Source organism: Psychrobacter sp. AOP30-A2-5, from assembly GCF_052378115.1.
Lineage (GTDB): Bacteria > Pseudomonadota > Gammaproteobacteria > Pseudomonadales > Moraxellaceae > Psychrobacter.
The window spans coordinates 34426-48014 of record NZ_JBQSXK010000003.1; the positions used below are offsets into that span (position 1 = coordinate 34426).

10 protein-coding genes are annotated in these 13589 nt (G+C 44.1%); 6 read left to right on the top strand and 4 right to left on the bottom strand.

Annotated features, from left to right (window positions below; all coding sequences use genetic code 11):
- Positions 1–56: 56 nt before the first annotated feature.
- The gene (locus ACT3S4_RS03815; protein ID WP_426138142.1) at positions 57–728 is read right to left on the bottom strand and encodes an alpha/beta hydrolase; all 672 of its coding nucleotides are present in this window, start codon (positions 726–728) and stop codon (positions 57–59) included.
- A 363-nt stretch (positions 729–1091) separates the two neighbouring features.
- Here ACT3S4_RS03815 and ACT3S4_RS03820 point away from each other — a divergent pair, with 363 nt between their 5' ends.
- The 3 genes from ACT3S4_RS03820 (at position 1092) to ACT3S4_RS03830 (ending at position 4072) form a co-directional block, all read left to right on the top strand.
- The gene (locus ACT3S4_RS03820) at positions 1092–1886 is read left to right on the top strand and encodes a response regulator (RefSeq protein WP_427546812.1); all 795 of its coding nucleotides are present in this window, start codon (positions 1092–1094) and stop codon (positions 1884–1886) included.
- Between the two features lie 69 nt (positions 1887–1955).
- The gene (creC, locus tag ACT3S4_RS03825; RefSeq protein WP_444760492.1) at positions 1956–3755 is read left to right on the top strand and encodes a two-component system sensor histidine kinase CreC; all 1800 of its coding nucleotides are present in this window, start codon (positions 1956–1958) and stop codon (positions 3753–3755) included.
- A 116-nt stretch (positions 3756–3871) separates the two neighbouring features.
- Complete coding sequence (locus ACT3S4_RS03830; RefSeq protein ID WP_201538879.1) at positions 3872–4072, top strand: hypothetical protein; 201 nt, start codon at positions 3872–3874, stop codon at positions 4070–4072.
- 139 nt (positions 4073–4211) lie between these two features.
- Here the strand turns inward: ACT3S4_RS03830 and aroC are convergent, their stop codons facing one another.
- On the bottom strand, positions 4212–5315 hold the full coding sequence (gene aroC, locus ACT3S4_RS03835) for a chorismate synthase (RefSeq protein ID WP_444760493.1): 1104 nt from the start codon (positions 5313–5315) through the stop codon (positions 4212–4214).
- Between the two features lie 104 nt (positions 5316–5419).
- On the bottom strand, positions 5420–6586 hold the full coding sequence (gene prmB / locus ACT3S4_RS03840; RefSeq protein WP_045451878.1) for a 50S ribosomal protein L3 N(5)-glutamine methyltransferase: 1167 nt from the start codon (positions 6584–6586) through the stop codon (positions 5420–5422).
- A 290-nt stretch (positions 6587–6876) separates the two neighbouring features.
- Between prmB and ACT3S4_RS03845 the strand changes: the two genes are divergently transcribed.
- Positions 6877–8316, top strand: a complete 1440-nt coding sequence (locus ACT3S4_RS03845; protein WP_201604720.1) for a L,D-transpeptidase family protein — start codon at positions 6877–6879, stop codon at positions 8314–8316.
- A 116-nt stretch (positions 8317–8432) separates the two neighbouring features.
- Here the strand turns inward: ACT3S4_RS03845 and ACT3S4_RS03850 are convergent, their stop codons facing one another.
- Complete coding sequence (locus tag ACT3S4_RS03850; RefSeq protein WP_087814154.1) at positions 8433–8645, bottom strand: hypothetical protein; 213 nt, start codon at positions 8643–8645, stop codon at positions 8433–8435.
- 290 nt (positions 8646–8935) lie between these two features.
- On the opposite strand from ACT3S4_RS03850, the gene ACT3S4_RS03855 reads away from it, so the two are divergent.
- Entirely contained in the window at positions 8936–10717 is a 1782-nt protein-coding gene (locus ACT3S4_RS03855; protein ID WP_227685531.1) for a DUF389 domain-containing protein, read from the top strand.
- Between the two features lie 162 nt (positions 10718–10879).
- Complete coding sequence (gene alaS, locus ACT3S4_RS03860; RefSeq protein ID WP_444760494.1) at positions 10880–13552, top strand: alanine--tRNA ligase; 2673 nt, start codon at positions 10880–10882, stop codon at positions 13550–13552.
- Positions 13553–13589 lie beyond the last annotated feature (37 nt).

Sequence of the window (13589 nt, forward strand, 5' to 3'; positions counted from 1 at the left end):
AGGTCGACTTTCAACATATATAATATCTATATTACATTACGTTACAGCTGAACTCTCTAAGCCAGTACTTTATTTAGCCATTTACCAATATTTTGAATCTGCGGCATGCAAACTTGATGTGCCATCGGATAAGTATGATAAGCAACATTATAGCCTTTAGCGGATAATAACTGCTGCGCCTGCTCGCCCAAAATTACAGGAACAACTGGATCATGCGTACCATGCTCAATCAATACTGGCATGTCTTTATTAGCAGCGCTATAGCTAATATTATCATTAGTCGCTAGATAAGTAGAGAGTGTCATCAAGCCAGCTAAACGCTGCGGGTAGCCAAGTGCCACATGATATGCCACTGCTCCACCTTGCGAAAATCCTGCGATTACAATGTGTTCAGGCTTAACACCACGCTCTATCTCACGGCTGATCAAATCACGGATTTGCTGCGCAGACTCTTCAATCTGAGCGACATCGACTTTACGCTCTAGGCTCATCTCTAAGATGTCGTACCATGCTGGCATTACCATACCACCATTCACCGTCACTGGGCGCTTTGGTGCATGCGGGAAAATAAAACGCACTGCCATATTATCCGCTAAACCGAGCTGTGGTACCACTGGCTCAAAATCATGACCACTCGCGCCTAAACCATGTAGCCAAATAACGGCTCTATCTATCTTTTTTTGCGTTGGATTATGCTCAACGATGACCGCATCTAAATAGTCACTCATATTTTTAAATTCCTTTAAATAAAAATGGTAGGTACATCAAACTTATTTTTAGTAAAACTGACATTCGCACTATATTTCAATATTTTTTATAATAATACTGATTATTTTACAGCCTTTCATCAAAACCGCTAGTCAAAAAAATCTTCGCTAATAATGCCAATTTCCATCAACTTTTCACATCTTTTAAGGCCTGATAGCAAAAGCGAGTGCGACTTTTGTGCTACGATAAATTTATCAACCTAGATAACACTCTAGCTACTACTGTATGATGCCCTACACTCATTTTTCAATGTTCGTATCTCATTAGATATTAATAACCCCTTCATCTTAAATAGTTTTTCTTTATATAGCGATATAACGCTTATGACCCATATTTTACTGGTAGAAGACGATCCTGCTATCGCGATGTCACTGAAAGTCACTTGCAAGCGTGAAGGCTGGCAAATCACTTGGCTCGATAATGCGAGCAGTGTATTACCAATGCTGCGCAATTTACATAAAAGCGCTGAAGCGCAAAATCTATCGGCGATTATTTTAGATGTTGGGTTGCCAGATGGCGATGGTCTCAGTCTCTGTCAACAAATACGCCACACCCCTGATATTAACGGCTTAAAAGACATTCCTATCATCTTCTTGACGGCTCGTAGCGATGAGGTCGATCGTATTTTGGGTTTAGAGATGGGCGGCGATGACTATTGTGCCAAGCCCTTTAGCCCGCGCGAGTTGGTTGCCCGTCTAAAAGCCATTTGGCGACGTGAGCAATTATTGTCTCAGTCCTCCACCTCCCATACAACAGAAGCCAGCGATACAGTCAACCCTGCCTCTCCAAATACTATGTCGGGGCAGGCGTTAACCTTTGAATGTCAGTCTGGCATCTGGCACTACCAACCGCTTAATTATTCGTTAATGTGGCAAGAGCAGAAGCTTGAGCTAAGTAACACCGAACGCAAAATCTTATTGACCCTGTTAAAAGCACCCAATCAAGTCTTTAGTCGTGAGCAACTGCTCGGCGCTGTGAGCGACTATCCCGATCATCGCTTAGCGAGAACTATAGACAGTCATATCAAGTCCATTCGTAAGCAACTAGCGACCGTCGACGCGAGCATTGATGTTATCCATACCCATCGTGGCTTGGGTTACGCCTTGTGTCCCGCCTAGCTGCACTACCCATAGCCATATTTTTATTAAAACCGATATTCTATAACATCAAATAATACACCTAAAAATATGAATCATAAAACCAACGATAGTGCTAACAGCCATTCTAATACTCATATTAATAAGGCTAATAACAGCGCGCATGTCAGTCAAAGTAATTGGTATGCAAAACTGCATCCTATCGGCACCGCGCAGCAAACAACTAAACCGAAACGACTGCTGAATTTAAGTATATTTTTTAGGATTTGGCTCGCATTGGCGTTAGTGCTGATTATCTGCGGTGTGGTCGTATTTACTCAGCTGTTTGGTTATGTCAAACCGACGGCGCAGCAAGTCATCGAAGATACGTTGTTAGATACCAGCAAATTGCTAGCGGCAAGTTTGCAGATGCCATTATCTTCAGGACAGCTATACGATGAGCAGTATCAAACTAAACTCGATGCGGCATTTATCGGTGCGCCCACGATAAGTAAAACAACAGATCCAGAATATAAAAATAAAAGCCCTAGCAGCTTTCGGGTATATGTCACCGATGATAAAGGGATTGTCATATACGACTCACTACCCGAACCTGACAATGATGAAGGACAAGATTACAGCCGCTGGAATGATGTCTATCTAACGTTAAATGGTCAGTATGGCGCGCGAAGTACGACGCGAGATTATAATCAGCGCGACGGTACGGTCATGTATGTGGCACAGCCAATAGAGGATGACACTGGCAACTTGATTGGTATCATTAGCGTAGGCAAACCTGTCGCTAGCGTGTTGCCTTATTTAGACGATACGCGCAATCGCATGCTTATCACAGCGCTGCTCATGAGCGTTGCTGCCCTTATATTATCAGGACTGGTGGCCTGGTGGCTCAAGCAAAGCATCAGTTTAGTGACCCAATATACCAGTGCGCTGGCAGAAGACACCAAAAAACCCTATTTTTACTTAGGCAATGAACTTAATAGCCTAACGGATACCATTGAGTCTATGAAACATCGATTGGAAAATCGCGCCTATGTCACCGACTACGTTCATACCCTGACCCATGAGCTCAAAAGTCCGTTAACCGCCATTCGTGCCAGTAGTGAGTTGCTAGAAGATGATGGGCTTGATAAAGAAGATCAACAGATGCTCATCCAGTCCATTGGTGAACAAAGTATCAAAATGCAGCAATTGATTGATCGGTTGCTATTAATTGCTAAGGTTGAGCAACCGACTTTTAAGCTGAATCGCCAGCTGGCCCCTCTACTACCGTTGTTGCAAACCCTTGCAAAAGACAATAGCGCTAAATTGCAACAGCAGCACCTAGTGCCTATCGACATCTATCTTGATAATAAACGAGTGACTGAAACAGCGACTTTATCACCAAATGCCTTGGCAAATACCAGCGTTTTCGCTGACCAGTTTTGGTTGGTACAAGTGCTGCAAAATGTATTGGACAATGCCATTCATTTTGCCGATAGCACAGTTTCTATTTATCTGCACAGCATCGCGCAACATGGTTCAGCGCAAACTGTGACTATTGACATCTTTAATAATGGTAAATTGCTCCCTGAGTATGCCGTTGATAAAGCGTTTGACCGTTATTTTAGCTTATCGCATCAGAGTCAAGCTGCTGAAAAAACCTCAGAGCATCTATCAGACTTTTCAGTAGAGAATCACTCAACATTCGATACTACGCAGATACAGCCTAGCATGGCTAGCAATACCCTAAAAAAAGGCACTGGCCTTGGCTTAACTCTTGTGAAGCAAGTTATTGAGCATCATGGCGGTCAGGTAACTATTAATAACGTCCATGATGATAACGATAAAATTGGTACTGATAAGAATCAGCGTTCTGGTGTCATGGTTAGCTTAACCCTACCATTGGCTTAAAAATAAACATCTATGCCAGTTCATGGATTTTCCATCATTCCTACACAGGTTTTCTATCTGCTTGTTTTACGATAGCGTTATTCAAATTCGTAACCCCTATTAAGGATAGAAAGGCCATGAAAGATGCTATTGAACAAAACCAAATTATAAAAAACTGTTTAGGCGGTAGTCGCCATTTTTGCCTACAAGCGCTTTCAGGTGAAGGGATTGATAGTATCGCTTTTGGGCATTGGTTAGCCATTCCCAGTCAACAACTGCTATTGGTATTTCGCCACCAGCAATGTGTGGCTATTGACCACTATCAAATAGCGGCTTAAAAATTCATTCAATTTAATGATTAAATCTTATTAACTGAATTGCTGGCTTGTTAATTATTTATAAAAAATCAGTCAAAAAAAACCCTCTATCATGTCTAGTTAGAAATGATAGAGGGTTTATAATTTTACGGTAAACAATCTAAGTAATAGAATCTACTGGCGGCTTAACATCTGCATTTTGGCCGCGATGGCGCAAATAATGATCGAGCAAGACAATAGCCAGCATGGCTTCTGCGATAGGTGTCGCACGTACACCAACGCAAGGGTCATGACGACCTTTGGTCAACATATCAACCGACTCGCCTTGTGTATTGATACTCTTGCCAGCCGTCGTAATACTAGAGGTTGGCTTAAGCGCGATACTGACACGGATGTCTTGCCCTGAAGAGATACCGCCCAAAATACCACCAGCATGATTTGCAGTAAAACCGTCTGGCGTCAGCTCATCACGAGAGCTATGACCGAACTGTCCTGCCACGGCCATGCCATCGCCGACCTCAACGCCTTTAACAGCATTGATGCTCATCATCGCATGGGCAATATCTGCATCCAAACGGTCAAATACTGGCTCGCCAAGTCCGACTGGCACACCGCTAGCGATAATCTCAAGACGGGCACCGCAGCTAGTGCCTTCACGGCGCAAACTGTCTATTAAGGTCTCAAAACGACTGACAGCATCGGCATCGGCGCAAAAAAACGGATTGCTATTCACAAAGTCCCAATCAATTTGGCTTGAGTCTAGGACATTACTGTACTCATTGCCAATTTGGGTGATGTGACCACGGACTTGCACACCTAAGCGCTCTTGTAGATATTTCTTAGCGATAGCACCTGCCGCCACGCGCATCGCAGTCTCGCGCGCTGAGGAGCGACCGCCACCACGATAATCACGAAAGCCATATTTCATGCTATAGGTATAGTCGGCATGACCGGGGCGAAACGTGTCTTTAATCTCGCCATAGTCTTTGGATTTTTGATTGGTATTACGAATCAGCAAACCAATAGACGTGCCTGTCGTCTTACCCTCAAACACACCAGAGATAATCTCAACTTCATCGGACTCGCGGCGCTGGGTAGAGTATTTAGACGTACCCGGTTTGCGGCGATCTAAATCGATTTGCAAATCATCTGCAGATAAGGCCAAACCCGGTGGCACGCCATCGACGATTGCCATGAGACCTGCACCATGCGACTCGCCGCACGTGGTGACTGTAAAAACCTGTCCAATGCTATTGCCTGCCATATTTATCCTTAAATAAATGAAGTCAATTTTTGAGTATCGCGTAAATCTCGATGGTTTTATTACTCAACAGTTCTAGTACTCGATAGCTCTATTACCTGACAGTTCTATTGAATGCTATCTAACAGTTGCACGTAAGCATTGAACAGCTCACGATGCGCCATGAGCTCATCATAGGTAATCGCAAAGACACCGTGACCACCGTGGGCAAATTTCAACCAGTCAAACTGGATTTCAGGATAGGCTTGCTTTAATGCCCACTCACTATCACCCACTTCGCAGACAAGCAAGCCTTCTGGACTTAGATAATCTGGCGCTTCAAACAAAATACGATGCACCAAATCCAGCCCATCTTGACCCGCGGCTAGCGCATGCTCTGGCTCATATAAAAATTCAGGTGGCAGCTCTGCCATAATAGCCGCATCGACATACGGCGGATTGGTGACTATCAGCTCATACTGGTGTTCAGCAGGAATCTTAGCAAACAGATCGGACTCAATCACATTAACCTGATGCCCAAGATCATGATGATCGACGTTTACCATGGCTACTTCAAGCGCACTTTTATCGATATCAACAGCATCAACCAGCGCATCAACGAAACGCGTCGCAAGCGCAATAGCAATACAACCAGAACCAGTGCATAAGTCTAAAATACGCTCAGGCTGTGACAGCTGCTTGACCTCTAAACCATGATCATAAAATGCAGCAGCCTGCTCGTTGACGCTCTTACCAAGTGGCTTGGCAAGCTCATTGACATCAAAATATGGATGGAACTGCTGACGAATCAATTCTGCGATAGGCGATCTTGGAATTAGTACCCGCTCATCGACATAAAAAGGCAAATCACAGAAGTATGATAAATTAATCAAATAGCTTAATGGTTTACGCTCAGCGATACGCTCTTCTAACAAACTCAGTACCAACTGCTTCTCTGAGGTGGTCAAGCGACAATCGAGAATCTGCTCATTGGCTGACCAGTCTAAAGCCAGAGAATGCAAAACAATGGCGGATGCTTCAGCAAACTCATCGGTGGTACCTTGTGCAACGACCACATCATAATTACGAAGCTGGGTGACCGAAAAGCGAATAAAATCACGAATACTGACCAATTGCTCGCGGGCCTCTTCTAATTCTGCAGGCAAATTGGCAAATTGATCGTCTTCACCCAGAATCCCACTCTCCAAATCAAACACCATTTCACTCTCTAGACCATCGTCATTGAAGTATTGATTTTGAAACTCTTCTGCGCTCATTGTTTGGTCTTCTGACATATCGCACCTTGCTGATTACATGTTCACTGACTACATGCGGATGGGTTAAAACGCCTTTTATTAAAAGCCGATCTATTGAATAAAAATTTATCCACCATTATAGACATAAACGCTAAATTGCGCCAATTTTTGCAGTTTTATATTCATAAAAATGGTTCCAAAAATAACGTGAATAATGAGGACTGCAAGTAAGAATAGCGCATCATCTTATGCATACCCTCGCTCAGTTATTGCCCAACTGTAGTGAATACGTCAACGGTTGACGTTTGGCAAGACTTTAATGAAAAAAGATGTGTCAAAAGTTTGCGAAGCATTCAAATTATGCGCATAATAGCCCCATTAGTTATAACCATAAGTATCCCAATATGATGAAAATGAAGCCTCTTATTACCGCTATATCAATTGCTATCGTTACTGCCAGTGCCAGCGCCGTTGCCGCACCTGCTGATAATACGCGCACCCTGCCAGTACGAACCGCTGACTCAATGCCTAGCATTGCCAAAAAAGTTAGCCTTGATGTACAAGAGAATCGCAGTAGCTCAATCGATGGTCGTGCTCCTGTCGTAGCCACGCCTGCCTTAAAGCCTAATGCGCCTGACCGTATGACTCAGCTGATTGACGAAAAGCAGGAAGTCGATGTAGAGACAGCGCAACAAGCAGTCAGTGCTGATAATATGACGGTAGAAGAGCTGGCTCGTAAAGATGTGCAGTCTGATAGCACTGACGATATTAGTGAAGGTCAAGCCGTCGCTGCCCCTACCGCAGCCATATCTGATGCTAGCCCAGCAGATACTTCTATCAAAAGCATCGAAGATGTTAATGGTAAAAAACATACGACGCTGAATTTGTCGAATTATGCCAAACAAGTAAACGGTGCCACATGGACACCGAGTATGAAAGTTAACTCGGCAATGACGATCAAAATGCAGGCACTGCTTGATTGGAACCATGCTTCTCCTGGTGCCATCGATGGTGGTTGGGGCATGAACAGTAAAAAAGCCCTGATCAACTTCCAAACCATGAAAGGTCTGCCAGCCACAGGTAAAATGGATCAAAAAACGTGGGATGCGTTAAATAAAAATATCCCAGCGAATAAACCAGTGCTCGTGACCTACACCATCACTGAAGATGATATTAAGACCAACTTTGCCAGCACACCTGCAGGTTCAGAAGCTAAGTCCAAAATGAAAGGCTTATACTATCAAGACATTAAAGAGATGTTTGGTGAGCGCTTCCATATGGATGTGCGTTATTTAGATAAGCTGAACAAAAATAAGCAATATAAAGCGGGCGAAACCATCACTGTTTTAAATACCCGTGCACCACTTAAGCAGCGCATTAACCGTGTGGTTGCCAATAAAGCCGATAAGACATTATATGCTTATAACGGCGATAAGCTGGTGGCTACTTACCCAACGACAATCGGTAGCGATGCCACACCATCGCCACAAGGTTCGTTTAAAATCATTAACAAGGTAAAAATGCCTTGGTACAAAGCGACCGTTGGTAAAGGCGCAGACAAACAAATACATATGCTACCACCAGGACCAAATAGCCCTGTTGGCGTCGTATGGATGGGCTTGTCTAAACCTTCATATGGTATTCATGGTTCACCAAAGCCTGAAGGCATCAGTCGCCAAGCCTCTGCAGGTTGTGTGCGTTTGACCAACTGGGATGTATTAGAGGTTTATGCCAATATCGAAAATGGCGCGACTGTTGAGCTTAAATAAATTGAGCTTAAATAATAAGTCATAAACGATGAATAAAAAAAAGACCTTGCTATCAAGGTCTTTTTTTATGGCTGATAATCGGACTTATTCATTTAAATTGACAACATTATTCGCTTTTATGCTTTATAGCCTTCTTCATTACCAGTGATGCTACCAACTTTTTTGGTAAAAAACATGCCTGCAGGGATAGACACCAAAACGCCTAATGCTACTGCTATTTGGATATGAGGTATTTCATTAAAACCTGTGACTAAAGCGCCAATCATAAAAACGCCAATGGTAACGGTTGCTGCGATTGAATAGATAACAGAGAATAATGGCCAGTTCATAACTTATTCCTCATTTTTATTGTGGATATAGTACCTTTATACACTAAACCCACAAAGAAAGTAAGTATTTCCTATAAACCTGCGAGCCAGCTATAGTAGGTGACTAAGCATAAAAACCCTGTTAAAGTTAAGGTTTTTATTATCGTTAGTTAATGATGCATAATTTTACTATTTTAAGTATTACTACTTAATGACACTGCGCTCTATTTAGTCGTAAAAAAACCATACGTTGTCCTCTCTTTATCATTACAATAATGTCTTTCTTTTACTTTTTAAGAAAGCTCTCTGCCATGACCTCACCTGAAAACAAACCCTCTAATGATTATTCAGTTATAAAAGATGCCTCAAGCACGGCCATTTATCCAGACAAAAAAGTGGTGCTAACTGACGCAGATGGTAGCTCTGTACTAAATAGCAATGTCGAACATACTGAGTCTTCAAAAATCTCAGAGACTCATGATGACAATGACTGTGGCGAGGATATGGCTTGTGCGCAGCCTCCTGAAACAACGATAGCGATAAAGTCCATTGGTGCTGACGAGGTAGTGGCAACGTTAGAAACCGCCAAGCCCGACAATGAGTCTGAAATAACTAAACGTGAAATCACTGAGCCTGAGACACCACTATCCAATGAATCGTTAAAATTGACAACAGCGCCCAATCATAAAAATCTAGAAAATGTATCAGCAGAACATGCTCAAGCAGAAGAAGATAGCGCTTCCGAGCAAACTTCTCAAAAAGATGCTGATGCTGATGCTGAGGTAACGGTAGAGGCAGATGGTATTGCCCACGCTGATGCACAGGGCACTTATCCTATCTCTGATAGCCCTCAGCAAGAAAGCAAGGCAAATAGTGACAACACAAAACCGTCCTCAATTGATAAACATCCAGACACACCGAAAAATAATGACACTGTCGTAAAAAATACTGTGAAAGATAAAGTCGATAATCAGGAAGAACTAGAAGACGAGATTAAAGAAAAAAAGGAAGCCAAGCTCGAATCTTATAAGCAATTTGTTGCCGAGCAATTTAGCAATCAAAAGGTAGACTATCCAGAAGTACGGGTCAGAATCGAGGCCAACGCTCTGCCTAGCAAAATGTATTTCATTATGAATATACTTTCTGCCATCATCGCCAGTTATGGGCTAGTGACCAATTCAGCTGCCGTCGTCATTGGCGCCATGTTGGTTGCCATGATGTTAGGTCCCATTACTGGCATAGCGTTAGCGATTATTGATCATCGTATGCCATTGCTACGTAAATCACTGATTACGGTTATCGTCGGCGTATCATTGGTGGTATTGGTTGGTTTTATCGTCGGCTGGTTACACAAAGATCAGCCACTGACCGCAGAGATATTATCGCGCACTCAGCCAACCTCGATGGATTTAATGATTGCTCTAGCGGGTGGTACTGCTGGTGCTTATGCGATGGTTTCACCGCACCTATCAGTGGCAGTGGTCGGCGTGGCGGTAGCCACTGCATTGGTGCCACCTCTTGCCGCGAGTGGGATATTATTTGCCAATGGCGAGACGCAGCTTGGACTTGGGGCACTGCTACTGGCGCTAACCAATATTATTGCTATCCAGTTTACCAATGCTTTAGTACTCTGGTTATTAGGCTTTCGCCGTTTGGTCGATGACGATTATAAATCAAGCACCTATTTGACTTTTTTACGCCGTAATGCGGTGACGTTATTATTGTTAGGTGGATTGGGGACGTATTTGACCATCAACCTACAGACCAATGCCAAACAACAGGTTTTTGAGAGTAGCGTCAAAGAAGCCATCAATAGCTACTTTATCGACAAAGGCAACGTGCTGACCAATACTCAGTTTGATACCTCAGAAGAAAATAAAGTCGTACGTGCGGTCATTCGCGGAGAGACGACGCCTACTTCATACGATGTACGGCAAATCGAAACCGTCATTGCTCAAGATATGGCAGAGAATTTCCCTGAGTATCTACCCATTAAGCTACAGCTACGCTACTTGCCAGTACAAGTCATTGAGTCCAATCCATTGAGTCAAGATAAACTGGACGAGACTGATGCGGCGATTTTAACCAATTAGTTTTTTTGACCAACTGGCTTTGATGCGCTACAAATCCATCGAGCATCTGCATGCGCAGAATAACCTAGCCGTTGTAACTCTTGTACCAAGAGCTTGGGCGTTTGTGCTAAAATCGTTTGCAAAATTATTTTACTCAATTCTATTCGCCAGTAAGGAGCCGCTGTGAGCCAGCCATTTCGCTCAGCCGATATTCGTCAAGCTTTTATCGATTTTTTCATAAGCAAGCAGCACACCCCCGTCGCCTCATCGAGTTTGATTCCACACAATGACCCGACATTGCTATTTACCAATGCCGGTATGAATCAGTTTAAAGAAACGTTTTTGGGTATGGAGCCACGTGATTATACCCGTGCGGTGACCTCGCAGAAGTGCGTACGTGCTGGCGGCAAGCATAATGATTTGGATAATGTCGGTTATACGGCGCGCCATCATACGTTCTTTGAAATGCTTGGCAACTTCTCGTTTGGCGATTATTTTAAGCAAGCCGGTATTGGCTATATTTGGGAGTTTTTGACCTCAGATGAATGGCTAGCAATCGATAAAAATCGCTTGTATGTGACCATTTATGAGACCGATGACGAAGCCTTTGATATTTGGCATAAAGACATCGGTATTCCTAGCGAGCGCATTATCCGTATTGGCGATAATAAAGGCGCGCCTTACGCCTCAGACAACTTTTGGACGATGGGTGACACTGGCCCTTGCGGCCCTTGTACCGAAGTCTTTTATGACCATGGTGCTGATATCGAAGGCGGTCTACCGGGCACACCTGAAGAAGATGGCGACCGTTATATCGAGATTTGGAACTGCGTGTTTATGCAGTTTAATCGTCAAAAAGATGGCACTATGCTACCACTACCAGCGCCAAGCGTAGATACTGGCATGGGACTTGAGCGTATCAGCGCCATCATGCAAGGCGTCCATGGCAACTACGAGATAGATTTGTTTGTACACTTGATGGATGCGGCGGCTGAGATTTTAGAGATTGAAAACCAGCAACAATCGTCATTAAAAGTCATCGCTGACCATATTCGCGCCGTTTCATTTTTGATTGCTGATGGCGTTACTCCAAGCAACGAAGGTCGTGGTTATGTACTGCGCCGTATCATTCGTCGTGCGGTGCGTCATGGCAATAAGCTTGGTGCTGACAGTGAGTTTTTCTATAAAATGGTCGAGCCCTTGGTTGCTGAAATGGGTACGGCGTATCCTGAGCTAAAAGATAAGCAAAGCGTCATTGAAAATGCCATTCAAAGAGAAGAAGCACAGTTTGCCAAAACTTTGGCACAAGGCTTACGTCTACTTGCCAGCGAACTGGAAGGTTTAAAAGATGGCGACACGCTATCTGGGGAAGCCGCATTTAAACTGTACGATACTTATGGTTTCCCGATCGATTTGACTGCGGATATCACTCGTGAGCGTGGTATTGTTATTGATGAAGCTGAATTTGATGAGCATATGCAAGCGCAACGTGAGCGTGCTCGTGATGCTGGCAAATTTGACGTTGATTATAGCAGTGTCATTCAAGTAGAAAACCCAACGACCTTTATCGGTTATGAGCAGCTTGCAGAAGAAGGCGTCACGATTGATGCGCTGTATCAAGATGGCAGTCCAGCCGATAGCTTAGCTGAGGGCATGGAAGGCGTCGTGGTACTTGACCGTACACCGTTTTATGCTGAAGGTGGTGGTCAAGTTGGTGAGCTTGGCGAAATTCGCACCGCGACTGGCGTTTTTGAAGTGCAAGACACCAAAAAATCTGGTCAAGCCATCATCCATTACGGTGTCGTGACCATGGGTGACATTAACACCAAACAAACAGCCGATGCGCAAGTCTTGTCCAGCATCCGTGCGGCTAGTGCTAAAAATCACTCTGCCACGCATCTATTGCATGCCGCATTAAGAGAAGTATTGGGCGACGCGGTCACGCAAAAAGGCTCGCTAGTATCAAGCGAAGTATTACGTTTTGATTTCTCGTATGACAAGCCCGTCAGCACTGCTGAAATTACGCGCATCGAACGCTTAGTCAATGAGCAAATTCAAGCCAACACCCCTGCTCGCATCGAGAATATGTCCATCGACGAAGCGATGAAACAAGGTGCAATGGCATTGTTTGGCGAAAAATATGGCAGTGACGTTCGCGTCTTAACCATGGGCACTGACAGTATCGTCGATGGTCAGCGCAAGCCCTTCTCTATTGAGCTTTGTGGTGGTTTGCACGTTAAACGTACCGGTGATATTGGTGTGTTAAAAATTACCAGCGAATCAGGTATCGCTGCTGGCATCCGACGTATTGAAGCTGTCACTGGCATGAATGCAATTAAAAACATTCAGCAAAGTGAGCAGCAGCTGAGTGAGCTTGCCAGTCAGCTCAAAGTAAAACGTCCTGAAGTGGCACAGCGCGTGCGTACCATGGCGGATAAGCAGCGCGAACTTGAGAAACAACTAGAGCGTTTAGAGCAAAAAATCGCCAGCGCCCAAGCAGCCAATTTACTCGATGAAGTACAGACCATCGCAGGCACGCCCGTGCTTATCAGTACCTTAAGCGGTATCGACGGCAAATCTATCCGCACCCTGATGGACGATATTAAATCTAAACTCCCTGATAGCGTGATTGTATTGATTGGTGATAAAGACGAACAGTTAGCCCTAGCCGCAAGCGTGGCAAAATCAGTCACCGCTAAAGTAAAAGCTGGTGATATCATTCGTCATTTGGCAAGTGAGCTGGGCGGTAAAGGTGGTGGTAAGCCAGATTACGCACAAGGCGGCGCGCCAAAGTCTGGCAACAGTACCGCAGTTATCAACGCCCTACCTGCTTGGATTGAAACTCAGCTTAGCTAGTCCTGAAAAAGACATGAATACCGCGCATCATTCTGGT